Consider the following 26688-nt stretch of genomic DNA (forward strand, 5'->3'; position numbering starts at 1 on the left):
ATCAGTCCGCCAACTCCAGAATTCGTACCACTAACTGCGAGAAGCTCATTCCCGCCTGACGCGCCGCCATCGGCACCAGACTATGGCTGGTCATCCCCGGAGAAGTATTGGCTTCCAGCAGATAAAACTGACCATCGCTGTCCAGCATGACGTCAATACGCCCCCATCCCGTGCAGCCTAAAGCTTTCCATGCCTGCAGGACGAGAGACTGTAGCGCGGCTTCCTGGGACGCTTCTAAACCGGCAGGGCAGAAATACTGAGTCTCATCAGAGAGATACTTCGCCTCATAATCATAGAAGGTTCCTGCCGGTTGGATACGAATTGACGGTAAAATTTCTTCGCCAACTATCGCCACCGTAAATTCCGGACCGCACAGCCATTTCTCAATCAGTATTTCGTCATCATGCTGAAAAGCCAATGATAACGCACCCTGTAAAGCATTTTCTTCTACTACTTTCGTCATACCGACGCTGGAGCCTTCACGGCTGGGTTTGACGATCAGCGGTAAACCCAGCGCCGAAATTCGCGCTTTTTGTTCTTCGCTAAGACCTTTTTCAAACTCAGCGCGCGTCAGCGCGACCCACGGCGCAACCGGTAAGCCTGCGCCCTGCCACAGCAATTTACTGCGCAGTTTATCCATGGAAAGCGCCGAGGCCATCACGCCGCTGCCGGTATAAGGCAGGCCGAGCAGTTCAAGCATTCCCTGTAAGGTGCCATCTTCACCGCCACGGCCATGCAACGCAATAAAGACCTTCTGAAAGCCCATTGCTTTAAGCTGCGCGACATCGACCTCTTGCGGATCGACGGGATGCGCATCAATGCCGCCTTCACGTAACCCGGCCAACACTGCCGCGCCGGAATTTAACGAAACGTCCCGCTCCGCAGAGGTTCCGCCCAACAGGACCGCGATTTTATCAGCCATGTTGCTCTTCCTCCTGGATTTGCGGCTTCAGCTTGATTTCAGATAAGTAACGCGCAATTTTGCCAACATTTCCTGCGCCTTGCACTAATATCAAGTCGTTACCCGTCAGCACCGGCGCTAACATTGTCGCAACCTGAGCCGGATCGGAAACCAGAATCGGGTCAATTTTTCCCCGATTACGAATCGTACGACATAAAGAACGGCTATCCGCGCCCGGAATCGGCGCTTCGCCCGCCGGGTAAACGTCCAGCATCAGCAGCGCATCGACCTGGGTCAGCACATTGGCGAAATCGTCATACAGATCGCGCGTGCGCGTGTAACGGTGCGGCTGAAACAGCATCACCAGGTTTTTATCCGGCCACCCTGCTCGCGCAGCTTTAATGGTGGCGTCTACTTCAGTCGGATGATGGCCATAGTCATCCACCAGCATCGCCGTCCCGGCTTTACCATTCACCGGCTCAAGCGGGAACTCGCCGAGGAAGTCAAAACGACGCCCGGTCCCCTGGAAGCTTTCCAGCGCGCGCAGGATAGCGTCATCGGCGATGCCTTCTTCGGTCGCTACCGCCACTGCCGCAGCGGCATTCAGGGCATTGTGGCGACCCGGCGCATTCAACGTGACATGCAGATCCGGCATTCCCTGGCGCAACAGCGTAAAGTGCCCCTGCGGCCCTATCTGCTGATAAACTTCTACGCGGACGTCAGCATCCTCGCTAAAGCCATACGTCGTGGTCTGACGCCCCACCCGCGGCAGCAGCTCGCGGATGACCGGATCGTCGACGCACATTACCGCGCGACCGTAGAACGGCAGGTTATGCAGGAAGTTAATAAACGTCTGCTTTAAATTTTCAAAGTCGCCATGATAGGTATCCATATGGTCGGCTTCGATGTTGGTGACGATCGCGACCATCGGCTGCAAATGCAGGAAGGACGCGTCGCTCTCATCTGCCTCGGCAATCAGGTAACGACTATGGCCCAGACGCGCATGAACGCCTGCGGCTTTCACCAGACCGCCATTCACGAAAGTCGGGTCCAGCCCCGCTTCGGCATAAATACTGGACACCATCGCGGTCGTTGTGGTTTTTCCGTGCGTCCCGGCAATGGCGATGCCGTGGCGAAAACGCATCAGTTCCGCCAGCATTTCCGCACGACGAATAACCGGAATACGCGCTTCATGCGCCGCGACAATTTCCGGGTTATCCGCGGAAATTGCGCTGGAAACGACGACCACGCTGGCATCACGCACATTTTCCGGACGATGGTTAAAGAAAATCGTCGCCCCCAGGCTCGTCAACTGCTGGGTCACCGGATTCGGCGCTAAATCGGAACCACTGATCTGATACCCTTCATTGGCCAGAACTTCGGCAATACCGCCCATACCAGCACCACCGATGCCGACAAAGTGAATGTGCCGAACGCGACGCATTTCGGGCACGATGGAACGCAGTTTTGCCAGTTGTTGTGTATTCATTCTTTACGCCATTAACTCCAATACCCGCCATACTTCAAATTGCAGATGCGTTGGCTTGCCTGCAACCCAAATTATTGAGGGTAGAAAAACCCTGCGATGCAAAAGGCACCGCCACAAATTATGTCCGGGCAACCCGGCTGACTTCACTGGCGACGCGCTCGGTAGCATCCGGAATGGATACCGCGCGGGCACGCTCCGCCATGGTTAACAACGCCTCGCGCGACCACCCCGCCAGGGTGTCGGCGACAGCCTCTACAGTAAACTGCGGCTGCTCAAAAATCTTAGCTGCGCCGGCGTTTTCTAACGGCAGCGCATTCCAGTACTGCTGCCTGTCTTTATGCTGAAACGGCACGAATATCGCCGGTAACCCGGCGGCGGCGATCTCGCTCACCGTTAAAGCGCCGGAACGACATACCACCACATCCGCCCACGCATAGGCGGCGGCCATGTCATCGATAAATTCCGTCACCTTATGCTGCGGTTGTCCCGCCCCGGCATATGCCTGCTCTACCGTGAGCTGCGCGCCTTTTCCGCTTTGATGCCAGATTGTAACCGTATCGCCCAGTCTGGCGGCAACCTGCGGCATCGTCTGGTTCAGGACTCGCGCCCCCTGAGAACCGCCGACCACCAACACGCGAATCGGGCCGTCACGACCGGCCAGACGCACCTGCGGCAACGGCAACGCCAGTACGTCGGTACGCACCGGGTTACCCACCACTTCCGCGTTCGGAAACGCACCGGGAAACGCCTGCATCACCGTGGTCGCGATTTTGGCCAGCCACTGATTGGTTAGCCCGGCGATACCGTTTTGCTCATGCAAAACGACCGGAATACCCAATGACCAGGCGGCAAGACCGCCGGGGCCGGAAACATAACCGCCCATTCCCAGCACGACATCCGGCTTAAACCGCTTCATGATCGCCCGAGCCTGCCGCCAGGCGTTAAAAATCCGCAGCGGCGCCGCCAGAAGCGCTTTTACGCCTTTACCGCGCAGACCGGAGATCCGAATAAAGTCAATGTCGATGCCATGCTTCGGCACTAAATCCGCTTCCATACGATCGGCGGTACCCAGCCAGCGAACTTGCCAGCCCTGGGCCATTAAATGATGCGCAACGGCCAGTCCCGGGAACACGTGCCCGCCGGTACCGCCCGCCATCACCATTAACCGCTTCGGTTGACCATTCATCGAGAACCTCGTGTAAACGCCTGCGCTTTTTCCAGACGCGTTTCATAATCAATACGTAATAAAAACATAATGGCCGTCGACATAATCAACAGACTCGACCCGCCATAACTGATCAGCGGCAGCGTAAGACCTTTGGTCGGCAGCATCCCCGCGGCCGCGCCAACGTTTACCAGCGCCTGGAAACTAAACCAGATACCGATAGAACACGCTAAAAATCCGGAAAAACGGTGGTCAATCTCCAATGCCTTACGGCCAATCGACATCGCGCGAAAAGCGACGAAGAATACCATTAAAAGCGCCAATACCACACCGATATAACCCAGTTCTTCCCCAATAATGGCGAAGATGAAATCGGTGTGCGCCTCCGGCAAATACTCCAGTTTCTGCACCGAATTCCCCAGCCCTTGCCCCCATATCTCACCGCGACCAAAAGCCATCAGCGACTGCGTCAGCTGATAACCGCTGCCGAACGGGTCTTCCCAGGGGTTCCAGAACGAGGTAACGCGGCGAATACGATACGGTTCGGCGAGGATTAACAGAATCACCGCCGAGATGCCCATCCCGATAATGGCGATGAACTGCCATAATTTCGCCCCGGCGAGAAACAGCATCGCCAGCGTGGTGACAAACAGTACGACCACCGTCCCGAGGTCAGGCTGCGCCAGCAGTAACACCGCCAGCACCAGAATCACGCCCATTGGTTTTAAAAAGCCGCGCAGGTTATTTCGCACCTCATCAACCTTACGCACCAGATAGTTCGCGAGGTAGCAGAACAGCGACAGCTTGGTAAACTCCGCAGGCTGAATACGCAGCGGCCCCAGCGCAATCCAGCGCGACGCCCCGTTAACCGAGCTCCCGACGACCAGCACGATAAGCAGCATAATGATCGACGCAATCAGCATCGTCGTGCTGTATTTTTGCCAGAAGGTCATGGGCAAACGTAGCGTGACCATCGCCAGACAAAATGCCAGGAAGATATAGAGCGCATCACGTTTGGCAAACAAAAACGGATCGTTCGCCAGGCGCTGCCCGACTGGCATGGAGGCCGACGTCACCATGACAAAACCAATCGCCGCCAGCCCAAAGGTCAGCCATAGCAGCGTGCGGTCATACATGATCAGACTGTCGGCGTCTTTATCGCGCGAAGCCATCACCCAGCCTTTAAGCGCCGCAAACAGCCAGGCCAGGAGGCCAAAGCCTGGTACGCGCGGCATTCTCAGACGGGGGAGAGATAAACGCATCAACCTAACTCCTTCGCCAGACGGGTAAAGACATCGCCCCGTTGCTCAAAATTTTTAAACTGATCGAGGCTGGCGCAGGCGGGCGACAGCAGCACCATATCACCCGGCTGAACGCGCGGCGCCAACAAACGCATCGCCTCTTCCATCGTCTCAGTCTGTTGGGCGATTTCCGGACGCAGTGCGGCAAGCTGCGCCCCATCGCGCCCAAAGCAATACAGGCGGATACGATCGCCGGTCAGATAGCGCGCCAGCGGAGAAAAGTCTGCCGACTTACCGTCGCCGCCCAGCAGCAGATGCAGCGTACCGTCCACATGCAAACCGTTTAGCGCCGCTTCGGTACTGCCGACGTTGGTCGCTTTCGAGTCGTTGATCCAACGTACGCCGTTATGCTCCAACGCCAGCTGGAAGCGATGCGCCAGACCGGTAAATGTCGTCAACGCCTTCAAACTGCTGGCGCGCGGCAGACCTACGGCATCCGCCAGCGCCAGCGCCGCTAACGCATTGGTATAGTTATGCTGCCCGGAAAGCTTCATCTCTTTCACGTTCAGCACCTTCTCGCCTTTGACTCGCAGCCAGGTTTCGCCCTGCTGACGATTAAGGTGATAATCACCCATATTGACGCCAAAGCTGACGCAGCGCTCATCGGCCCCACGAACCGGCATCGTCAACGCATCATCGGCATTCACTACGCACACTTTCGCCTTCTCGTAGACGCGCAGTTTCGCCGCCCGGTACTGTTGCAAACCAAACGGATACCGGTCCATATGATCTTCAGTGACGTTGAGCACCGTTGCCGCCGCCGCTTGCAAACTTGACGTGGTTTCCAGTTGGAAACTGGATAATTCCAGCACGTACAATTCGCGATCGGCATCCAGCAGCATCAGCGCCGGAAGACCGATATTGCCGCCAACGCCGACATTGACGCCCGCCGCTTTCGCCATCTCGCCCACTAAGGTGGTCACGGTGCTTTTGCCGTTCGAGCCGGTGATGGCCACAATCGGCGCTTGCGCTTCGCGGCAAAACAGTTCGATATCGCCGACAATTTCCACTCCAGCGCTGGCGGCAGCGCTAAGAGAGGGATGCGCCAGAGCAATACCAGGGCTGGCGACGATTAAATCCGCCCCTAAGAGCCACTCGTCGTTCAGGCCGCCAACGTGACGCTCAACCTCTTGCGGCAGCTTATCCAGACCCGGCGGCGTCACGCGAGTATCCATCACCCGCGGCGTCACGCCGCGGGCGAGAAAAAAGTCCACGCAAGAGAGTCCGGTTAAGCCCAGACCAATAATGACGACGTTTTTGTCCTGGTAATCAGCCATGATTAACGTACCTTCAGCGTTGCCAGGCCAATCAGCACCAGCATCAGCGAAATAATCCAGAAGCGCACAATCACGCGCGGTTCCGGCCAGCCTTTCAGTTCATAGTGGTGATGGATAGGCGCCATACGGAAAATACGCTGTCCGCGTAGTTTAAAGGAACCCACCTGCAGGATGACCGACAGAGTTTCCACCACAAAGACGCCGCCCATGATCACCAGCAGAAATTCCTGACGCAGCAGCACGGCGATAATGCCCAACGCGCCGCCCAACGCCAGCGATCCGACGTCGCCCATAAAAACCTGCGCCGGATAGGTGTTAAACCACAAGAATCCTAATCCCGCGCCGACAATCGCCGTACAGACAATCACCAGCTCGCCCGCATGGCGTAAATACGGAATATGCAGGTAATTGGCGAAGTTCATGTTCCCGGTCGCCCAGGCCACCAGCGCAAAGCCGGCGGCAACGAAAACAGTCGGCATAATCGCCAGACCATCAAGCCCGTCGGTCAGGTTTACGGCGTTACCCGTACCGACGATGACAAAGTAGGACAGCAGAATGTAAAACAGCCCCAATTGCGGCATAACATCTTTAAAGAACGGCACCACCAGTTGGGTCGCGGGCGTGTCTTTCCCGACGAGATAAAGCGCAAAGGCCACGCCGAGCGCGATAACCGACATCCAGAAATATTTCCAGCGCGCAATCAGCCCTTTGGTATCTTTCCGCACCACTTTGCGGTAATCATCGACAAAACCGATAATGCCGTAGCCAATCAATACCACCAGCACGCACCAGACGTACGGGTTAGACGGGTAAGCCCATAACAGAACGGAAATCACAATCGCCGTCAGGATCATGATGCCGCCCATCGTCGGCGTACCGCGTTTACTGAAGTGCGATTCCGGGCCATCGTTACGTACCACCTGGCCAAAAGAGAGTTTTTGCAGACGAGCGATCATACGCGGGCCCATCCATAAAGAGATGAACAGCGCGGTCAACAGGCTGACGATGGCGCGAAACGTCAGATAAGAAAAGACGTTAAAGCCGGAATAATATTTGACCAAATGCTCGGCCAGCCAAACTAACATGAACCTTTCTCCTGTAACGCATGAACCACATCTTCCATCGCGGCGCTGCGTGATCCTTTCACTAAAATAGTCATCATCGGTTGCTCCTGAAGCAGAGCGTGTAAACGCGCAATGAGCGCGGCTTTATCGGCAAAATGTTCGCCGACGCCGCTGGCGTGGCTGATAGCCTGACTGAGTTTTCCGGTGCTTAACACGCGATCAATACCCGCCGCTTTTGCGGCCTCGCCAACCTGGAGGTGGCACGCTTCGCTTTCTGCGCCCAGCTCGGCCATATCGCCTACCACCAGCACGCGGTAGCCGGGCATTTCAGAAAGGACCTGCACTGCGGCGGTCATCGAACCGACGTTGGCGTTATAAGCGTCATCCAGTACCAGTTGGTTTTCACTTAGCTGAATCGGGAACAGACGCCCGGGTACGGCTTTTAACGCCGCCAGCCCTGCTTTAACCGCCGTCAGCGTCGCCCCCACCGCCATTGATAAAGCAGCGGCCGCCAGCGCGTTGGCAATATTGTGCCGCCCCGGCAACGGCAGCAGCACATCAATGCTGCCCATCGGCGTTTGCAGGGTAAATTCGGTACCGTGTGACGTCACGTGGATATTCGCAGCGGTAAAGTCGCTGTTTGCCGCATTCGGCGAAAAGCGCCACACCTGACGATCGCCAATAATGCTTTGCCAGTTCAGCCAGTCATTATTATCGGCATTCATAATCGCGATACCGTTCTCAGGCAAACCGGTATAGATTTCGCCTTTCGCTTTCGCCACGCCGGCCAACGAGCCGAAACCTTCCAGATGCGCCGCCGCCAGGTTATTGACCAGCGCCGCTTCCGGGCGCGTCAGGCTAACGGTCCAGGCGATTTCTCCCTGGTGATTAGCGCCTAACTCGATCACCGCATAGTCATAATCATGGTTTAAGCGCAGCAGCGTTATCGGCACGCCGATGTCGTTGTTAAAATTGCCTGCGGTATACAGAGTATTTCCGCACTGGCTAAGAATCGCGGCGGTCATCTCTTTGACCGAGGTTTTGCCGGACGAACCGGTTAACGCCACCACCCGCGCCGGTACCTGCATACGTACCCAGGCGGCCAGTTGGCCAAATGCCTGACGCGTGTCTTTTACAATCACCTGCGGGAGATCGATATCCAGAGGACGACTGACCAGCAGGGCGCCAGCGCCGTTCGCTTTTGCTTTATCAGCAAAATCATGCGCATCAAAGCGTTCCCCTTTCAGCGCCACGAACAGGCATCCCGGCGTCACTTTCCGTGTGTCGGTAATGACCGTATCGAGCGTGAGATCCGCCCCGCGGTGTTCGGCGCCAAGGACATCGGCAATTTTGCTGAGTGTTACGCTAATCATGCGATCACCCCCAGCAAACGCGCTGCGGTCACGCGGTCTGAATAATCAAGACGCTGCGTGCCGACAATCTGGTAATCCTCGTGCCCTTTACCTGCAATCAGCACGACGTCATTGTCTTTTGCCTGCATAATGGCATTGGTTACCGCCTCAGCGCGGCCTTCCATTACCCTGACCTGCCCGGCGTCCAGCATTCCGGCCAGAATATCGTTGATAATGGCGCGCGGCTCCTCGGTACGCGGGTTATCGTCAGTCACCACGACGATATCCGCGAATTCTTCGGCAATGGCCCCCATGAGTGGACGCTTACCTTTGTCACGATCCCCGCCACAGCCAAAGACGCACCACAATTTTCCGGCGCAGTGCAGGCGCGCCGCCTGCAACGCTTTTTCCAGCGCATCCGGCGTGTGTGCGTAATCCACCACCACCGTCGGTTTGCCAGGCGCAGTGAACACTTCCATACGCCCGCAAACCGGCTGCAAACGCGCGGCGGTTTTCAGCAAATCCGTTAACGGATAGCCCAGCGCCAGCAGCGTCGCCAATGCCAGCAGTAAGTTGCTGACGTTAAACGCGCCCATCAGGCAGCTTTCGATTTCGCCTTCACCCCAGCTTGAAGCAAAACGAATCGTCGCTCCGCGGTCGTGGTACTCCACCGCCTCCGCTTTCAGCCAACGACCGTGACAGTTAGGGTTGATATGCCCTTCCATTGAAACCGCGACCGCATCGGGTAGCGACGCCAGCCAGCGGCGTCCAACTTCATCATCGGCGTTGACGATTGCCTGACCGTGATGGTGGGTGGAATAAAGCATCCATTTTGCCGCCTCGTAATGCGCCATATCGCCATGATAGTCGAGATGGTCGCGGCTCAAATTAGTAAACACGGAGGCGGCAAATTTCAACGCCGCCACGCGATGCTGCACCAGGCCGTGAGAAGAGACTTCCATCGCGCCGAAGGTCGCGCCCTGCGCAACCAGACTGGCCAGCACATGCTGAACATCCACAGCGGAACCGGTTGTGTTCTCCGTCGGGATCACTTTACCCAACAGTCCGTTACCTACCGTCCCCATCACTGCGCTGGTTTCGCCGAGCAACTGGCTCCACTGCGCCAGTAGTTGGGTGGTGGTGGTCTTGCCATTGGTGCCGGTCACCGCCACCAGACGCATGTTTTCAGATGGCTCATGGTAAAAGCGGCCCGCCAGCGCAGATAAACGCTCATTGAGCTGGCTGAGATAGACGACCGGTACGCCGTGCATTTCGCGAATCTCACCGTCGGTCGCCTCGTCTTTCGCCTCTGCAATAATGGCAGCTACGCCTTGCGCTATCGCCTGCGGGATATATCGACGCCCGTCCGCCTGATGACCCACCACTGCCACAAAGAGATCGCCCGCCGCAGCCACACGGCTGTCGAGCGTCATCTCTCGCAGGTCTCGCGCGGGTAGTCCAGCCACCCACGGAGCAAGAAGGTCGCGCAAATTACGATCTGCCACCTGTTCCCTCGCCTTGATTAATTACGAATTCATTTTTTTCGCCCGTTGCCAGCGCGTCCGGTTCGATGTTCATGGTGCGCAGAACGCCGCCCATGATGGCACCAAATACCGGCGCGGAAACGGCGCCGCCGTAGTATTTACCCGCCTGCGGATCGTTGATGACAACCACCAGCGCGAAGCGCGGCTGACTCGCAGGCGCGACGCCTGCGGTGTAAGCAATGTATTTGTTGATGTAGCGACCGTCCGGCCCCACTTTTTTCGCCGTACCGGTTTTAATCGCGATACGGTAGCCTTTAATTGCCGCCTTCACGCCGCCGCCGCCCGGCAGCGCTACACTTTCCATCATATGCACCACGGTGCGTACGGTGGATTCAGGGAAGATGCGTTCGCCGGGTACAGGCGGATCAACTTTGGTAATCGACAGCGGGCGATAAATGCCATAGCTGCCGATCGTTGCATAGACTCGCGCTAACTGTAACGGCGTTACCATTAGCCCGTAGCCGAAAGAGAAGGTGGCCCTCTCTATGTCGGACCACCGTTGTTTTTGAGGATATAAGCCACTGCGTTCTCCGACCAACCCCAAATTGGTCGCCTTTCCTAGCCCAAAACGTGAGTAAGTATCTACTAACGCTGAGGACGGCATCGCTAACGCCAGTTTGGATACACCGACGTTACTCGACTTCTGTAGAACCCCGGTCAGGGTTAATTCGCTGTAGCGCGCCACGTCTTTAATTTCGTGGCCGTTAATTCGGTATGGAACGGTATTCAACACCGTATTTTCGTTGACGATACCGCGCTGAAGCGCAGTCATCACCACCATCGGCTTAACCGTAGAACCCGGTTCAAACACGTCGGTGATGGTACGGTTACGCATCGCGTCTTTCGGCGTACCGGCAAGGTTGTTGGGGTTATAGGAAGGGCTATTCGCCATCGCCAGTACTTCACCGGTATTGACATCGACCAGCACCGCGCTACCGGATTCCGCCTTGTTAAACGCCACCGCGTTGTTCAGTTCGCGGTAAACCAGCGCCTGTAAGCGTTCATCAATGCTTAACGCCAGGTTGTGCGCTGCCTGACTGTCAGTGGAGGAGATATCCTCAATCACGCGACCATAGCGGTCTTTACGCACGATTCGCTCGCCAGGCTGACCGGTAAGCCACTTATCAAAGCTCTTTTCAACGCCTTCAATCCCCTGACTGTCGACGTTGGTAAAACCGATGAGGTGAGCGGTTACTTCTCCTGACGGGTAGTAGCGGCGGGACTCTTCACGCAAATGAATCCCCGGCAGTTTGAGTTTTTTGATGTAGTCCGCCATGTCAGGATTTACCTGGCGCGCCAGATAAATAAAACGCCCTTTCGGGTTGGCGTTGATACGGGCGGAGAGCTGATCGAGCGGAATATTGAGCGCAGTAGAAAGCGCTTTCCAGCGATCGCCGACGCTGATGCCGCCGGCGTCATGAACTTCTTTCGGGTCGGCCCAGATCGCTTTAACCGGTACGCTGACCGCCAGTGGACGCCCGGAACGGTCGGTAATCATACCGCGTGAGGTGGAGACTTCCTGAACACGCAGCGAACGCATATCGCCCTGACGCACCAGCATATCCGGGGCGATAATCTGTAGCCACGCCGCGCGTCCAAGTAAAAAAACCAGCGCCAGTAAAATACAGCCGCACAGCAACGCAAAACGCCAACTGATGAAGTTGGTCTGTTCTTCCTGGCGCTTCGATTTTTGCGTTTTTGCCGCTGCTTTCATGCGTCGCGTTTATCCTTATTTTTGCACTACGATATTTTCTTGGGACGGATCAACATGCTGCATTTGCAGCTTTTCCGTTGCGATCCGCTCCACCCGGCTGTGATCGCCGAGCGCATTTTCTTCAAGGATCAGGTTGCGCCATTCAATGTCCAATGCATCGCGCTCCAGAACCAGTTGTTCACGCTGCGCGGTGAGTAAACGAGTATGGTGCGCCGTCGTGACCACCGTCACCGCCGTTAAAATGATGCAAATGAACAAGCAGAGTGGCAGCTTCCCGAACCGCAAAAGATCGTCACCGATCACGCCAGGCAAGGCATGGCGCTCGTTGCTTCCTATCGATCCCTTCACTTTGCTTAGGGCTTCTGTCACTCTGCTGATCATGCGTTCGTCCTCTCTGCGATACGCAGAACTGAACTACGGGCCCGAGGATTTTCAGCTACCTCTTTTTCACCCGGCATCAACTTGCCTAACGCTCGTAACTCACGACCGCCCAGTTTTTTGAGCTGCGCTTCCGTCATCGGTAATCCCGCCGGCACCTGCGGACCGCGGCTTTGCTCACGCATAAAGCGTTTCACAATACGGTCTTCCAGCGAGTGGAAACTGATGATTGAAAGCCGCCCGCCTGGGGCCAGTACGCTGAGCGAGCTTTTTAGCGCCTGCTCTATCTCCTCCAGTTCACTGTTTACCCAGATGCGCACCGCCTGGAAGGTACGGGTCGCGGGATGTTTGAATTTGTCTTTTACCGGGGTCGCCGCCGCAACCACTTCAGCCAGCTCTTTGGTGCGGGTCATCGGCTGTTCGCGATTGCGCTCAACAATGGCGCGAGCAATACGTTTGGCAAAACGCTCCTCGCCGAATGTTTTCAGCACCCAGGCGATATCCGCCTCCTCCGCCGTTTGTAACCACTCGGCGGCAGACTGGCCGCGCGTCGGGTCCATTCGCATATCCAGCGGACCGTCGCGCATAAATGAAAAACCGCGCTCCGCATCGTCAAGCTGCGGAGAAGAGACGCCAAGATCGAGAAGGATCCCGTCAATCTTGCCGGTAAGCTCGCGCTCGGCTACATAATCAGCCAACGCGGAAAAAGGTCCATGAATGATGGAGAAGCGAGGATCATTAATGGTCTGCGCAACGGCGATCGCCTGCGGATCGCGATCGATCGCCAGCAAGCGCCCCTCTTCGCCCAGTTGCGAGAGGATCAGGCGCGAGTGGCCGCCGCGACCAAATGTGCCATCAATATAGATACCATCCGGACGAATATTCAGCCCATTAACGGCTTCATCCAACAGTACCGTAGTGTGTTTAAAATTTTCCATCATCTTATAGAGACAAGTCCTGCAGCCGCTCCGATAACGTTTCGGTAGCTGACTGTTCAGCGTCGATATCTTCCTTGACCTGTTGATACCAGGTCGTTTCATCCCACAGCTCAAATTTGTTGAACTGTCCAACCAGCATCACTTCTTTCGTCAGTCCGGCATGTTGCCGCAGAACTGGCGCGATCAGTAATCGACCTGCACCATCCATCTGACATTCGCTGGCATGGCCCAACAGTAAACGCTGTACGCGACGTTCTACCGGGTTCATGCTCGACAGACGAGATAACTTTTGCTCAATAATTTCCCATTCAGGCAGGGGGTAAAGCAGCAGGCATGGGTGATGGATGTCAATGGTACATACCATTTGACCGGTAGCGCTCTCGATCAGTTGCTCCCGATAACGGGTCGGCACGGTCAGGCGCCCTTTACTGTCGAGATTGACTAACGTTGCCCCCCGGAACATGCCAGTCTCACCCCTTCTTACCACTTTATCCCACAAATTCCCACTCGAAGGAGTTTACGGAGCGGAGGAAAAGCTTGTCAAGCAAGTCACAACGCTTACCTAAGTAAAAAAGCCAAGGTTTACGGCGAATATCTGCGTTGATTAATTTCCACCCAGCGTGCAAGTCAAATTAACGTTATGAATATTTGTAAGAAAAAAACCAAAGACCCACCGCCGTTTAAAACGGACTCAATATAATCCGAGAAAAATATAAAGTGTCAGTTTGCGACGCGAGCGGCATTTTAGGACATATTGCACCGTGTTAACAGTGCCTGTTTAACGTGTGCAGCGCCTGCTATACCAGCGCCTACGAGCGACTGTCGCGCCAAAGACAAAAAGTGGCTGTTAATTCGACGATTTCTTGCCTGCTTGTAACAAAACAAGACAAAGGAAAAGACTCGTTACGTCTTAATTAGTGGAATATGGACGATTTCGGACAAAAGAAAGGTAATAAAAAAGAATTTTCGGATAATTTTAAGGAATAATCTTAATTATTTAAGGGATATTTTTACTGATACGCATTTGTTTGACGGCGGCAGAAGAGAGAGTCTTTTACCGCCGGTCCTTTAGCTACGGCTCAGAATGCCGCGACGATACAGGTTTCGCCGAATACGCGTTAAGCCGGGTTTCGGTTTACGCGGTTCATCAAGACTTGCCAGCACAATCTCCAGCACGCGTTCCGCGACATCACGATGACGCTGCGCCACCGCCAGTACCGGGCATTGCAGAAAATCCAGCAGCTCATGATCGCCAAAGGTCGCAATCGCTAAATCCGAAGGCAGTTTTCCATCGCGCCGCAGCGTAACGTCCATCACGCCCTGTAATAGCGCGAACGATGTCGTAAAGAGCGCCTGCGGCATAGGATGCGTTTCCAGCCATTTCTCAAACAACTGCGCGGCGGCTTCGCGCTCATAGCTGTTGGCATATAAGAAATTCACCTCCCGCGGATCGTCTTTCCATGCGGTGCGGAACCCCTGCTCGCGCAGGAAACTGACGGACAACTCCGGCAGCGCGCCCAAATAAAGCACCGTTTCCGCCGGGAATTTACGCAGCTCTTCCGCCAACATCTCGGCATCATCCTGATCGGCGCCGACCACGCTGGTGAAATGTTCGCGATCCAGCGCGCGGTCGAGCGCGACGATGGGGAACGGATCGTTGGCCCAGCGTTGATAGAAGGGATGCTCCGGCGGTAACGAAGTTGAAACAATGATTGCATCCACCTGGCGTTGCAAAAGGTGCTCAATGCAGCGCATTTCGTTATCCGGCTGATCTTCAGAACAGGCGATCAGCAGTTGGTAGCCACGCTGGCGTGCCTGGCGCTCAAGATAGTTTGCGATACGGGTGTAGCTCGTGTTTTCAAGGTCCGGGATCACCAGACCAATGGAACGTGTGCGTCCAGCACGCAGCCCGGCAGCCACAGCGTTAGGATGGTAATTGTGCTCACGCACTACCGCCATGACTTTTTCTACGGTTTTGTCGCTCACGCGGTATTGCTTTGCTTTACCGTTTATAACGTAGCTTGCAGTTGTGCGCGAGACACCGGCCAGCCGAGCGATTTCATCCAGTTTCACAATTGCCCCTTGTGTAAATTGTACAAACCATAACCTTTATGTCGGCATGGGTTAAAATCGTTAACATCTAAGCGCAGTTTGATCACTCCGGCAACCGCTTTTATTCCGGGTTACCACGGATTTCGCAAAAAAAAAGCCCAACCGGTGATATTGGGTTGGGCGATAATTCCTGTTGGCTGATATCCGGCAAACCTGCCTGATGGCGCTACGCTTATCGGACCTGGGCCAGATATCAGCCTGTAGACCGGATAAAACGCAACCGCGTCGTCATCCGGCGAATCTGCTCAGCGCATAATCTTATCGCCGCGCGAAAGCCCGACGACGCCTGAACGCGCCACTTCAACAATTTTCGCCACGTCGCGCAGCGAGGCCAGAAAAGCATCCAGTTTATCGCTGGTGCCCGCCAGTTGAACGGTATACAACGTTGGCGTAACGTCAATAATCTGACCACGGAAAATTTCCGTATTACGCTTCACCTCTTCCCGTCCATAGCCGCTGGCCTGGATTTTCACCAGCATGATTTCCCGCTCAACGTGCGCTCCCTGTCCCAGCTCGCTGACGCGCAGCACATCAACCAGCTTGTGCAGCTGCTTTTCAATTTGCTCAAGCACTTTTTCATCGCCTACCGTCTGGATAGTCATGCGCGACAACGTCGGATCGTCTGTCGGCGCGACGGTCAGGCTTTCAATATTATATCCGCGTTGCGAAAAGAGGCCGATAACCCGCGATAACGCCCCAGATTCGTTTTCCAGTAATACCGATAAAATCCGGCGCATCATCAGGTCCTCTCCGTTTTGCTTAACCACATTTCGTCCATCCCGCCCCCGCGAATCTGCATCGGATAGACATGCTCGCTGCCATCAACGGTGACATCGACGAACACCAGTCGGTTATTACGCACATGCTCAAGGGCTTCGCTGAGTTTACTTTCCAGCTCATCCGGACGGTTAATCTGCAGCCCGACATGGCCATATGCTTCCGCCAGGCGCACAAAATCCGGTAACGACTGCATATAAGACTGAGAATGGCGACCGGAATAGATCATATCCTGCCACTGTTTCACCATCCCCAGATAACGGTTGTTCAGGTTCAGAACCAGTACCGGCAGTTCATACTGTAAGGCTGTCGACAGCTCCTGAATGTTCATCTGTATACTGCCATCGCCGGTCACGCAGACCACCATTTCTTTCGGCAGGGCCATTTTAACGCCCAGCGCAGCCGGTAGGCCAAAACCCATCGTGCCGAGCCCGCCGGAATTAATCCAGCGACGTGGTTTATCGAACGGGTAATAGAGAGCAGCAAACATCTGGTGTTGTCCTACATCGGACGTCACGTACGCGTCGCCCTTCGTCAGACGCCAGAGGGTTTCAATCACCGCCTGGGGTTTAATGCTTTCGCTTTCCGCGTCATATTTCAGGCACTGACGGGCGCGCCAGATCTCTATCTGCTGCCACCAGTCGCGAATATCATCCTGCGGCTGAGACGGCGCATCCTGCGCCAGTAGCTCCAGCATTTGTTCCAGTACCAGGCGGGCATCGCCCACCACCGGGATATCAGCGTTAACCGTTTTGGATATGGACGTCGGGTCAATGTCGATGTGTAATACCGTCGCGTTCGGACAATATTTAGCGAGATTATTCGTCGTGCGGTCGTCAAATCGTACGCCAACAGCGAAAATCACGTCGGCGTTATGCATGGTCATATTGGCTTCATAAGTGCCATGCATTCCCAGCATTCCTAACGACTGGCGATGAGTAGCAGGAAACGCGCCCAGTCCCATTAATGAAGAGACCACCGGCAGGTTAAAGATTTCAATGATGTGGCGCAGCGGCGCATAGCAGGCCGCGCTTATCGCCCCTCCCCCAACGTAGACCACCGGCTTTTTTGCCGACGCCAGCGTTTGCAAGGCACGCTTAATTTGTCCTTTATGTCCTGATGTTGTGGGATTGTAAGAGCGCATACTGACCGTCTCCGGCCAGGCATACGGCATTTTTTTCGCCGGATTCAAAATGTCTTTCGGCAAATCCACGACCACCGGCCCAGGACGTCCGCTTGCCGCCAGCCAGAAGGCCTTTTTAAGCACCTGGGGAATATCTTCCGTCTGTTTGACCAGGAAGCTATGTTTGACCACCGGTCGGGAAATCCCCACCATGTCGCACTCCTGAAAGGCATCATAGCCAATCAATGAGGTGGCGACCTGGCCGGAAAGAATCACCAGCGGAATGGAATCCATATAGGCCGTAGCAATCCCGGTAATCGCATTGGTCGCTCCCGGTCCGGAAGTCACCAGCACCACGCCAACGTCGCCAGTGGCTCGCGCCAGGCCATCCGCCATATGCACCGCGGCCTGCTCATGACGCACCAGCACATGATCGATCCCTCCAACGGTATGTAGCGCATCATAAATATCAAGCACTGCGCCTCCAGGATAGCCGAACACCTGCTTTACGCCTTGATCGATAAGCGATCGGACGACCATCTCGGCTCCAGACAACATCTCCACGGCTTGCCTCCACTTTATACCTGTCATCACGGTTTGACGGACACCTTAACCGCTCGCTATCACGCCTGGCAATTGGGTGGAATGACGTAAAGATGGGGAAGGTTAGAATAATCAGGAGGCAAGAAGAGAAGAAATGGAGAAATACTCCGTCTGAATCACACCAGGTAATAAATAATCGCTTATAAATGCAGACTTACAGCAATTCATCTATTTTTCACAACGACGAAAAGAATCGCTCACCGTTAATTCAGCATAAAATTTTTGATATACGCTAAAAAGCAGAATAAACCAGAATTTGTTTCTGATTTATTCTGCCCGGTTTTATCGCTTACAAACAGAAACTAATAAATCTTCCATCCATTGGTGCCCTTTATCACGCCCAGCCGCTTCATGCCAGGAAAGGTAGCATGTCCGGCTATTCAGTTTTAAAGGCAACGGCAATATTTGCAGATCCAGCGATTCCGCAAACTCTTCCGCCAGCCAGCGCGGGGCAATAGCGACCAAATGCGTCTGCGAAACCACGTTCAGAACGCTGATAAGCGCCATGCCCTGATAAGCCACGCTCGACTGTTTATCCGGCGTGTCATACCACGGCTGACTAAATGACGCATAACGATCGAGAGAAACAACCGCATGTTGTTCATTATAAACATCGCCTTCCAGTAGCGGGCCGCTAATACGCGGGTGTTTTCGGCTGGCGACTAAAACCATTTCATCTTTAAATAGCGGTACGCTGGTAAACTCAGGACGACGGAATTCTTCATAACTAATAACGAACTCGGTTTCCTGATAGCGTAACTGATGCTCAGTATTCTGATTCAACGACGCTTTAAAAACGACATGAATATTTGGCGCAATTTTTTCTACACGATTATAAATCTGTGACGTCAGGATATTATCCAGCGGACTGCACACGCAAAGATTGAATACACGTTCGCTGCTGGTCGGCTCAAACCCCGATCCCGGCAATTCATTTTGCACCAATTGCAACGCCTGACGGACTGAACCAAATAACTGAAATGCACGGGCAGTTGGCTGAATTCCTCGTCCATATCGAACAAAAAGTTCGTCATTAAACATAACCTTCAGACGCGCTACGGCGTTACTGACCGCAGGCTGCGACATTCCCAGCGTGTGGGCGGCGCGCGTAATATTCTGCTCTTGCATTACCGCATCGAACACGGTCAATAGGTTCAAATCAACCATGCGAAGCTGTGGTTTGCCCATATCTAAAAGATGCGGCTTTTCGGTTTTGACCTCTGGCATATTTAACTCCACTGTCACGCTTAACTCCCTTTTTCTGGCTGAAGGCAGAAATAATTCCTGAAAATATGATTTACCATGCATATAAAATAAGAAAAAGGGAAAGCGTTAAAATTCGGAAAACATAAAGACGCTGACAGAGACAAATAGAATGCCAGCGCAAGCGTAATGTGTCCTGAGTCACACCATTGCGATTCATAATGTTTAAATTACGCAAGCAATATAACCATAACTATGGCGAATATACAATCATACACCAAGTGAATGATCATTTAAGTTTCAATTAAATGTTTATATTATTAATAGCTAAAAAGTTAACATTAATTTATCAATAACTTTATCCTTATCCATTAAGTAAACAAGGTTATTTGTTAAAATATAAAACAAATCAAAAAGATAAACCAAACCTTTAGCATACCTTTAACAGGCCATTCCCCTAACCAATTTGCAAACAAAAATGCCTAAATATTTCAAACAATGAAAAGTATGAATGTCCACTCGTTCTTTTATCCTTTATTGGACGCGCAGCCCAGCACAATTAGCTAAAGTACGTATCCGGATATAGCCAACAAAATGCAATGGCGACAGAAAATAGAGTTGACATTAAACGGCATATCCAGTACCACTAAAAGCATAACGCATTCGCTGGAGCTGAATTAATGTCACATATCGTTCGTTTCACTGGGCTACTACTACTCAACGCATTTATTGTGCGCGGTAGACCGGTGGGCGGCATTCAACATTAAGTCAGCTCGAAGTCAAACAAAACCCGCGCCGTTGCGCGGGTTTTTTTATGCCTGACGCAAGGCGCCCCTGGAGACAAGGACCACATCATGAGCCAGCAAGTCATTATTTTTGATACGACCTTACGCGACGGCGAACAAGCGTTACAGGCCAGCCTGAGCGCGAAAGAGAAGCTGCAGATTGCCCTGGCCCTTGAGCGCATGGGTGTTGATGTCATGGAAGTAGGCTTCCCGGTCTCTTCTCCGGGTGATTTTGAATCTGTCCAAACCATCGCCCGCACCATCAAAAACAGCCGCGTTTGCGCCCTGGCGCGTTGTGTAGAAAAAGACATCGACGTCGCGGCACAGGCGCTGAAGGTCGCCGACGCGTTTCGCATCCATACTTTTATCGCCACCTCGCCAATGCACATCGCCACCAAGCTGCGCAGCACGCTGGATGAGGTCATCGAACGCGCGGTATACATGGTTAAGCGGGCGCGTAATTACACTGATGACGTAGAGTTCTCCTGCGAAGATGCTGGCCGGACGCCTGTTGACGATCTGGCGCGCGTGGTGGAAGCCGCTATAAACGCCGGCGCGAGAACCATTAATATTCCCGATACCGTGGGCTATACCATGCCGTTTGAGTTTGCGGGAATCATTTCCGGCCTGTATGAACGTGTCCCCAATATCGACAAAGCTATCATCTCCGTTCATACCCACGACGATTTAGGGATAGCAGTAGGCAACTCGCTGGCGGCAGTACATGCGGGCGCGCGTCAGGTTGAAGGCGCGATGAACGGTATCGGAGAACGTGCCGGTAACTGCGCACTGGAAGAAGTGATCATGGCGATTAAAGTGCGCAAAGACATCATGAACGTACACACCAACATCAATCACCACGAAATCTGGCGCACCAGCCAGACCGTCAGCCAGATCTGTAACATGCCGATCCCGGCCAACAAAGCGATTGTCGGCAGCGGCGCTTTTGCCCACTCTTCCGGCATCCACCAGGATGGCGTCCTCAAGAACCGCGAAAACTATGAAATCATGACGCCAGAGTCCATCGGTCTGAACCAGATACAGCTGAACCTGACCTCCCGCTCTGGCCGTGCCGCCGTGAAACATCGCATGGAAGAGATGGGTTACAAGGACACAGACTACAACATGGACCACCTGTACGACGCGTTCCTGAAGCTGGCGGACAAAAAAGGCCAGGTGTTCGACTATGACCTGGAAGCGCTGGCATTTATTAATAAACAGCAAGAAGAACCAGAGCATTTCCGTCTGGATTACTTCAGCGTGCAGTCCGGCTCCAGCGATATCGCCACCGCTTCCGTGAAGCTGGCCTGTGGTGAAGAGATCAAGGCCGAAGCGGCGAACGGCAACGGCCCGGTCGACGCCATCTATCAGGCGATTAACCGCATCACTGGCTACGACGTTGAGTTGGTTAAATACGACCTGAACGCCAAAGGCCAGGGCAAAGACGCGCTGGGTCAGGTCGATATCGTCGTGAACCATCATGGTCGCCGCTTCCACGGCGTCGGGCTGGCGACGGATATCGTCGAATCCTCCGCCAAAGCGATGGTGCACGTACTGAACAATATCTGGCGCGCCGCCGAAGTTGAAAAAGAATTGCAACGCAAAGCTCAAAATAAAGAGAACAACAAGGAAACCGTGTAATGTCGAAGAACTATCATATTGCCGTACTGCCGGGCGACGGTATCGGCCCGGAAGTCATGGCGCAAGCCCTGAAAGTTATGGATGCGGTACGCAGCCGTTTTGATATGCGTATCACCACCAGCCGCTATGACGTCGGCGGTATTGCTATCGACAGTCATGGTCATCCACTGCCGAAAGCCACCGTTGAAGGGTGCGAGCAGGCGGATGCCATTCTGTTTGGCTCCGTCGGCGGCCCGAAATGGGAAAATTTGCCCCCGGAAGGCCAGCCGGAGCGCGGCGCCCTGCTGCCGCTGCGCAAACATTTCAAATTATTCAGTAACCTGCGTCCGGCGAAACTGTATCAGGGACTGGAAGCATTTTGCCCGTTGCGCGCCGATATCGCCGCTAACGGTTTCGATATCCTGTGCGTGCGCGAGCTGACCGGCGGGATCTATTTCGGACAGCCAAAAGGCCGTGAAGGCAGCGGTCAGTACGAAAAAGCCTTTGATACCGAAGTTTATCACCGCTTTGAGATCGAGCGCATTGCCCGTATCGCCTTTGAATCGGCGCGTAAACGCCGCCGTAAAGTCACCTCTATTGATAAAGCCAACGTACTGCAAAGCTCTATCCTGTGGCGTGAAATCGTCAATGATGTCGCGAAAACGTATCCCGATGTGGAACTCGCGCACATGTATATCGATAACGCCACCATGCAGTTGATTAAAGACCCGTCGCAGTTTGACGTCCTGCTGTGCTCTAACCTGTTCGGCGACATTCTGTCCGACGAATGCGCCATGATCACCGGCTCAATGGGGATGTTGCCCTCCGCCAGCCTGAACGAGCAAGGATTTGGCCTGTATGAACCGGCTGGCGGCTCCGCGCCGGATATCGCCGGGAAAAATATCGCCAATCCAATTGCGCAGATCCTGTCGCTGGCGCTGCTGCTGCGTTACAGCCTGGATGCCAACGATGCGGCAACGGCCATTGAACAGGCGATCAATCGCGCATTAGAAGAGGGCGTTCGCACCGGCGATTTAGCCAGGGGGGCTGCCGCAGTCAGTACCGATGAGATGGGCGATATTATCGCCCGCTATGTCGCAGAAGGGGTGTAATCATGGCCAAAACGTTATACGAAAAATTATTTGATGCCCACGTGGTCTTTGAGGCGCCAAACGAAACGCCGCTGCTGTACATCGACCGCCACCTGGTGCATGAAGTCACCTCTCCGCAGGCGTTTGACGGTCTGCGCGCGCACCATCGTCCGGTACGTCAGCCAGGGAAAACCTTCGCCACGATGGATCACAACGTCTCGACGCAGACTAAAGACATTAATGCCTCCGGTGAAATGGCGCGTATCCAGATGCAGGAGCTGATTAAGAACTGTAACGAGTTCGGCGTCGAACTGTATGACCTGAATCACCCGTATCAGGGCATCGTCCATGTGATGGGGCCGGAACAGGGCGTCACCCTGCCGGGCATGACCATCGTCTGCGGCGACTCCCACACCGCCACCCACGGCGCGTTTGGCGCGCTGGCCTTCGGCATCGGCACTTCTGAGGTAGAACATGTACTGGCGACGCAAACCCTGAAACAGGGGCGCGCTAAAACCATGAAGATTGAAGTCACGGGCAACGCCGCACCGGGCATTACCGCCAAAGACATCGTGCTGGCGATCATCGGTAAAACCGGCAGCGCCGGCGGCACCGGGCACGTGGTTGAATTTTGCGGCGACGCTATCCGCGCGCTGAGTATGGAAGGCCGCATGACGCTGTGCAATATGGCGATTGAGATGGGCGCCAAAGCCGGTCTGGTCGCCCCGGATGAAACCACTTTCAACTACGTAAAAGGGCGTTTGCACGCGCCGAAGGGCCGCGATTTTGACGAAGCCGTCGAGTACTGGAAAACGCTGAAAACCGATGACGGCGCGACCTTTGATACTGTCGTCACCCTGCGGGCAGAAGAAATCGCGCCGCAGGTGACCTGGGGCACTAATCCGGGCCAGGTGATTTCCGTCACCGACATCATCCCCGATCCCGCCTCCTTTAGCGATCCGGTTGAACGCGCCAGCGCCGAAAAAGCGCTGGCTTATATGGGCTTACAGCCGGGCGTACCGTTAACGGACGTTGCTATCGATAAAGTCTTTATCGGCTCTTGTACCAATTCGCGTATTGAAGATTTGCGCGCGGCGGCGGAAGTCGCCAAAGGGCGCAAAGTTGCGCCTGGCGTGCAGGCGCTGGTGGTGCCGGGTTCAGGTCCGGTGAAAGCGCAGGCGGAAGCGGAAGGTCTGGACAAGATCTTTATCGAAGCAGGATTTGAATGGCGCTTACCGGGCTGTTCCATGTGCCTGGCCATGAATAATGACCGCCTGAACCCGGGCGAGCGCTGCGCCTCCACCAGCAACCGTAACTTTGAAGGCCGTCAGGGCCGCGGGGGTCGCACGCATTTAGTCAGCCCGGCGATGGCCGCCGCTGCCGCCGTTACCGGCCACTTCGCCGACATTCGCAGCATCAAATAAGGAAACTACCATGGCAGAGAAATTTACCCAGCATACCGGCCTGGTTGTCCCACTGGATGCCGCCAACGTCGATACCGATGCAATTATCCCTAAACAGTTTTTGCAGAAGGTTACGCGCACCGGTTTTGGCGCCCATCTGTTTAACGACTGGCGCTTCCTGGACGAAAAGGGTCAACAGCCAAATCCGGAATTCGTGTTGAACTTTCCGGAATATCAAGGCGCGTCGATTCTGTTGGCGCGAGAAAACTTTGGCTGCGGCTCGTCGCGCGAACACGCGCCGTGGGCGCTGACCGATTACGGCTTTAAAGTGGTGATCGCGCCAAGCTTCGCCGACATTTTCTACGGCAACAGCTTTAACAACCAACTGCTGCCGGTAACCCTGAGCGACGCACAGGTCGATGAGCTGTTTGCTCTGGTGAAAGCCAATCCGGGCATTAAATTTGAAGTGGATCTGGAAGCACAGGTGGTAAAAGCAGGCGATAAAACCTACAGCTTTAAAATCGACGACTTCCGCCGCCACTGCATGTTGAACGGTCTGGACAGCATTGGGCTGACGCTGCAGCACGAAGACGCGATTGCCGCCTACGAAAATAAACAACCGGCATTTATGCGGTAACCCTTGACGCCTTACCGGGCCTACAGGTTATGCAATATCACCAGGTTGCCACTATATCCTGTAGGCCTGATAAGCGTAGCGCCATCAAGCGCCGGGTTACTCATCAGTCGCTCATGCCGGGGATATTCCGGCATTTTTTATACGTCTTTTACTCGCCCGCTCACCACCTGCGTGACCACAGAAACCGCCGCATAAATCCCGTTGAGACGCCGTCCCATCGTCGTCATCCAGAAACAGCCGAAATAAAAAAAGCCAGCAGATATTATCTGCTGGCGGGTGATTTTAGGCTATCGCCTACACCAATACTCAGTCACACATGATGTCTGCAATTGGCTTCAATCGGTCGCCTCCCACTGCATCAGTTCCGCGAGCATTTTTAAGCGCTGCGGCGCGCTCAGGCAAGCCAGCCAGGACGTTTTTTCCGTCGCGGCAAAATATCTCAACCAGAACTGGCGCATAGTGACCTCTTCCTCTTGCTTCATCGAAAGATATTATTGGCCTAATATAGGGATAATAAAATTGCTGAGTTTTTCATCGGAGTTCCCCTTTTATGCCCTCAGGTCGCCTGCAACAACAATTTATCCGTCTCTGGCAATGTTGTGACGGTAAAACGCAAGACACCACGCTTAATGAGCTGGCGGATCTGCTGAACTGTTCGCGTCGCCATATGCGTACGCTGCTAAATACGATGCAGGCGCGCGGTTGGCTAACATGGGAGGCCGAGGTTGGACGCGGAAAGCGTTCGCGTCTGACGTTCCTGTATACCGGACTGGCGCTGCAACAGCAGCGGGCGGAAGACCTGCTGGAACAAGATCGAATCGATCAACTGGTACAACTGGTCGGCGATAAAAGCGCTGTCAGGCAAATGCTGATTTCCCATCTGGGACGCAGCTTCCGCCAGGGGCGGCATATTCTGCGGGTTCTTTACTATCGTCCGATGCACAATCTCCTGCCGGGAACCGCATTACGTCGCTCGGAAACCCATATTGCCCGGCAAATTTTCAGTTCGCTCACGCGGGTAAATGAGGAAAACGGGGAACTGGAAGCGGACATTGCCCACCACTGGCAGCAAATTTCCCCTTTACTGTGGCGCTTCTACCTGCGCCCTGGCATTCATTTTCATCATGGCCGCGAGCTGGAGATGGAAGATGTCATCGCCTCGCTGACGCGTATCAATACGCTTCCGCTTTACTCGCACATCACAAAGATAGACTCCCCTACCGCGTGGACGCTGGATATTCATCTTTCCCAGCCGGATCGCTGGTTGCCGTGGCTGCTGGGCCAGGTCCCGGCGATGATTTTGCCGCGGGAGTGGGAAACGCTGGCTAATTTCGCCAGCCACCCTATCGGCACCGGGCCTTATGCCGTGCGGCGTAATACGCCGAACCAACTCAAGATACTCGCCTTTGATGATTACTTCGGCTATCGGGCGTTGATAGACGAAGTGAACGTCTGGGTACTGCCGGATATCAGTGAAGAACCGGCCTGCGGCTTGATGCTGGAAGGGCCGATACAAGGCGGTGAAAAAGCGATAGAAAGCCGACTGGAAGAGGGGTGCTATTACCTGCTATTCGACGCCAGAACGCCGCGCGGCGCGCATCCGCAGGTCAGAGAATGGGTAAGCCACGTCCTCTCCCCCACCAATTTACTCTATCATGCCGATGAACCGCTACAGCAGCTCTGGTTCCCGGCCTATGGGCTTTTACCGCGCTGGCATCACGCCCGTCCAGGCCCGGGCGAAAAACCCGCCGGTCTGGAAACCCTCACGCTGACCTTCTATCGCGAACACATTGAGCACCGGGTTATCGCCCGTATCATGAGCGCGCTTCTGGCTGAACATCAGGTGCATCTGCATATTCAGGAGATCGACTACGATCAATGGCACGCCGGCGACATCGAAAGCGATATCTGGCTCAATAGCGCTAACTTTACGCTGCCGCTGGATTTCTCGCTGTTCGCGCACCTGTGCGAAGTACCGCTCTTGCAGAACTGCATTCCGCGCGACTGGCAGGGCGACGCCGCGCAGTGGCGCGCTGGCGAGATGAACCTGGCGAACTGGTGCCAGCAGCTGCTGACCAACAAAGCGATTGTGCCGTTGATCCACCACTGGCTGATTATCCAGGGACAGCGCAGTATGCGCGGGCTGCGCATGAATACCCTCGGCTGGTTTGATTTTAAATCGGCGTGGTTTGCGCCGCCAGATCCTTAACG

23 protein-coding genes are annotated in these 26688 nt (G+C 54.6%); 6 read left to right on the forward strand and 17 right to left on the reverse strand.

Features of this window, described 5'->3' with window-relative positions; translation table 11 throughout:
- Nucleotide 1 precedes the first annotated feature (1 nt).
- The 16 genes from QEN32_RS17970 to leuO all read right to left on the reverse strand — a co-directional run bounded on the left by QEN32_RS17970 (nt 2) and on the right by leuO (nt 18965).
- Nucleotides 2-922, reverse strand: a complete 921-nt coding sequence (locus QEN32_RS17970; RefSeq protein ID WP_000763895.1) for a D-alanine--D-alanine ligase — start codon at nt 920-922, stop codon at nt 2-4.
- The gene (murC, locus tag QEN32_RS17975; protein ID WP_265322007.1) at nt 915-2390 is read right to left on the reverse strand and encodes a UDP-N-acetylmuramate--L-alanine ligase; all 1476 of its coding nucleotides are present in this window, start codon (nt 2388-2390) and stop codon (nt 915-917) included. Before murC ends, QEN32_RS17970 begins: the two co-directional genes overlap by 8 nt.
- A 118-nt stretch (nt 2391-2508) precedes the next feature.
- A complete protein-coding gene (gene murG / locus QEN32_RS17980) occupies nt 2509-3576 on the reverse strand; it encodes an undecaprenyldiphospho-muramoylpentapeptide beta-N-acetylglucosaminyltransferase (RefSeq protein WP_052867545.1) in 1068 nt (355 codons plus the stop codon).
- Nucleotides 3573-4817 carry a cell division protein FtsW gene (ftsW, locus tag QEN32_RS17985; RefSeq protein ID WP_001239803.1) on the reverse strand — a complete coding sequence of 415 codons (1245 nt, stop codon included), beginning with the start codon at nt 4815-4817 and terminating at the stop codon, nt 3573-3575. The genes murG and ftsW overlap by 4 nt, the downstream gene beginning before the upstream one ends.
- A complete protein-coding gene (murD, locus tag QEN32_RS17990) occupies nt 4817-6133 on the reverse strand; it encodes a UDP-N-acetylmuramoyl-L-alanine--D-glutamate ligase (RefSeq protein ID WP_247249563.1) in 1317 nt (438 codons plus the stop codon). Before murD ends, ftsW begins: the two co-directional genes overlap by 1 nt.
- Nucleotides 6134-6135: 2 nt before the next feature.
- Complete coding sequence (mraY, locus tag QEN32_RS17995; protein WP_000964138.1) at nt 6136-7218, reverse strand: phospho-N-acetylmuramoyl-pentapeptide-transferase; 1083 nt, start codon at nt 7216-7218, stop codon at nt 6136-6138.
- Nucleotides 7212-8570 (reverse strand): UDP-N-acetylmuramoyl-tripeptide--D-alanyl-D-alanine ligase, encoded by a 1359-nt coding sequence (gene murF / locus QEN32_RS18000; protein WP_000626640.1) that lies wholly within the window; start codon nt 8568-8570, stop codon nt 7212-7214. Before murF ends, mraY begins: the two co-directional genes overlap by 7 nt.
- On the reverse strand, nt 8567-10054 hold the full coding sequence (gene murE / locus QEN32_RS18005; RefSeq protein ID WP_280144435.1) for a UDP-N-acetylmuramoyl-L-alanyl-D-glutamate--2,6-diaminopimelate ligase: 1488 nt from the start codon (nt 10052-10054) through the stop codon (nt 8567-8569). Before murE ends, murF begins: the two co-directional genes overlap by 4 nt.
- Nucleotides 10041-11807 carry a peptidoglycan glycosyltransferase FtsI gene (gene ftsI, locus QEN32_RS18010; RefSeq protein WP_000642235.1) on the reverse strand — a complete coding sequence of 589 codons (1767 nt, stop codon included), beginning with the start codon at nt 11805-11807 and terminating at the stop codon, nt 10041-10043. Before ftsI ends, murE begins: the two co-directional genes overlap by 14 nt.
- 15 nt (nt 11808-11822) lie before the next feature.
- Entirely contained in the window at nt 11823-12188 is a 366-nt protein-coding gene (ftsL, locus tag QEN32_RS18015) for a cell division protein FtsL (protein ID WP_000625651.1), read from the reverse strand.
- Nucleotides 12185-13126: a 16S rRNA (cytosine(1402)-N(4))-methyltransferase RsmH gene (rsmH, locus tag QEN32_RS18020; RefSeq protein ID WP_000970444.1), complete on the reverse strand. Its 942-nt coding sequence runs from the start codon at nt 13124-13126 to the stop codon at nt 12185-12187. The genes ftsL and rsmH overlap by 4 nt, the downstream gene beginning before the upstream one ends.
- A 1-nt stretch (nt 13127) precedes the next feature.
- On the reverse strand, nt 13128-13586 hold the full coding sequence (gene mraZ / locus QEN32_RS18025; protein WP_000488294.1) for a division/cell wall cluster transcriptional repressor MraZ: 459 nt from the start codon (nt 13584-13586) through the stop codon (nt 13128-13130).
- Nucleotides 13587-14191: 605 nt separating this feature from the next.
- On the reverse strand, nt 14192-15196 hold the full coding sequence (gene cra, locus QEN32_RS18030; protein ID WP_000762406.1) for a catabolite repressor/activator: 1005 nt from the start codon (nt 15194-15196) through the stop codon (nt 14192-14194).
- A gap of 284 nt (nt 15197-15480) precedes the next feature.
- A complete protein-coding gene (ilvN, locus tag QEN32_RS18035; protein ID WP_001563086.1) occupies nt 15481-15972 on the reverse strand; it encodes an acetolactate synthase small subunit in 492 nt (163 codons plus the stop codon).
- Between the two features lie 2 nt (nt 15973-15974).
- Nucleotides 15975-17699, reverse strand: coding sequence for an acetolactate synthase 3 large subunit (gene ilvI / locus QEN32_RS18040; protein WP_000425610.1), 1725 nt, complete (start codon nt 17697-17699; stop codon nt 15975-15977).
- 321 nt (nt 17700-18020) lie between these two features.
- On the reverse strand, nt 18021-18965 hold the full coding sequence (leuO, locus tag QEN32_RS18045) for a transcriptional regulator LeuO (RefSeq protein WP_001115420.1): 945 nt from the start codon (nt 18963-18965) through the stop codon (nt 18021-18023).
- 656 nt (nt 18966-19621) lie between these two features.
- Here leuO and leuL point away from each other — a divergent pair.
- From leuL to leuD, 5 genes are all read left to right on the forward strand, one after another.
- Nucleotides 19622-19708 carry a leu operon leader peptide gene (gene leuL / locus QEN32_RS18050; protein WP_001575587.1) on the forward strand — a complete coding sequence of 29 codons (87 nt, stop codon included), beginning with the start codon at nt 19622-19624 and terminating at the stop codon, nt 19706-19708.
- Nucleotides 19709-19795: 87 nt separating this feature from the next.
- A complete protein-coding gene (gene leuA, locus QEN32_RS18055) occupies nt 19796-21367 on the forward strand; it encodes a 2-isopropylmalate synthase (RefSeq protein WP_000082819.1) in 1572 nt (523 codons plus the stop codon).
- A complete protein-coding gene (leuB, locus tag QEN32_RS18060; protein ID WP_265322009.1) occupies nt 21367-22458 on the forward strand; it encodes a 3-isopropylmalate dehydrogenase in 1092 nt (363 codons plus the stop codon). Before leuA ends, leuB begins: the two co-directional genes overlap by 1 nt.
- A gap of 2 nt (nt 22459-22460) precedes the next feature.
- Complete coding sequence (leuC, locus tag QEN32_RS18065) at nt 22461-23861, forward strand: 3-isopropylmalate dehydratase large subunit (protein WP_001140632.1); 1401 nt, start codon at nt 22461-22463, stop codon at nt 23859-23861.
- A gap of 10 nt (nt 23862-23871) precedes the next feature.
- Nucleotides 23872-24477 (forward strand): 3-isopropylmalate dehydratase small subunit, encoded by a 606-nt coding sequence (gene leuD / locus QEN32_RS18070; protein ID WP_000818267.1) that lies wholly within the window; start codon nt 23872-23874, stop codon nt 24475-24477.
- 335 nt (nt 24478-24812) lie between these two features.
- Here the strand turns inward: leuD and sgrT are convergent, their stop codons facing one another.
- Nucleotides 24813-24935 carry a glucose uptake inhibitor SgrT gene (gene sgrT / locus QEN32_RS18075; protein ID WP_001248755.1) on the reverse strand — a complete coding sequence of 41 codons (123 nt, stop codon included), beginning with the start codon at nt 24933-24935 and terminating at the stop codon, nt 24813-24815.
- A gap of 92 nt (nt 24936-25027) precedes the next feature.
- Here sgrT and sgrR point away from each other — a divergent pair, with 92 nt between their 5' ends.
- The gene (gene sgrR, locus QEN32_RS18080; RefSeq protein ID WP_001139027.1) at nt 25028-26686 is read left to right on the forward strand and encodes an HTH-type transcriptional regulator SgrR; all 1659 of its coding nucleotides are present in this window, start codon (nt 25028-25030) and stop codon (nt 26684-26686) included.
- Nucleotides 26687-26688 lie beyond the last annotated feature (2 nt).

Source organism: Salmonella sp. SA14318, assembly GCF_029866905.1.
Lineage (GTDB): Bacteria > Pseudomonadota > Gammaproteobacteria > Enterobacterales > Enterobacteriaceae > Salmonella > Salmonella enterica.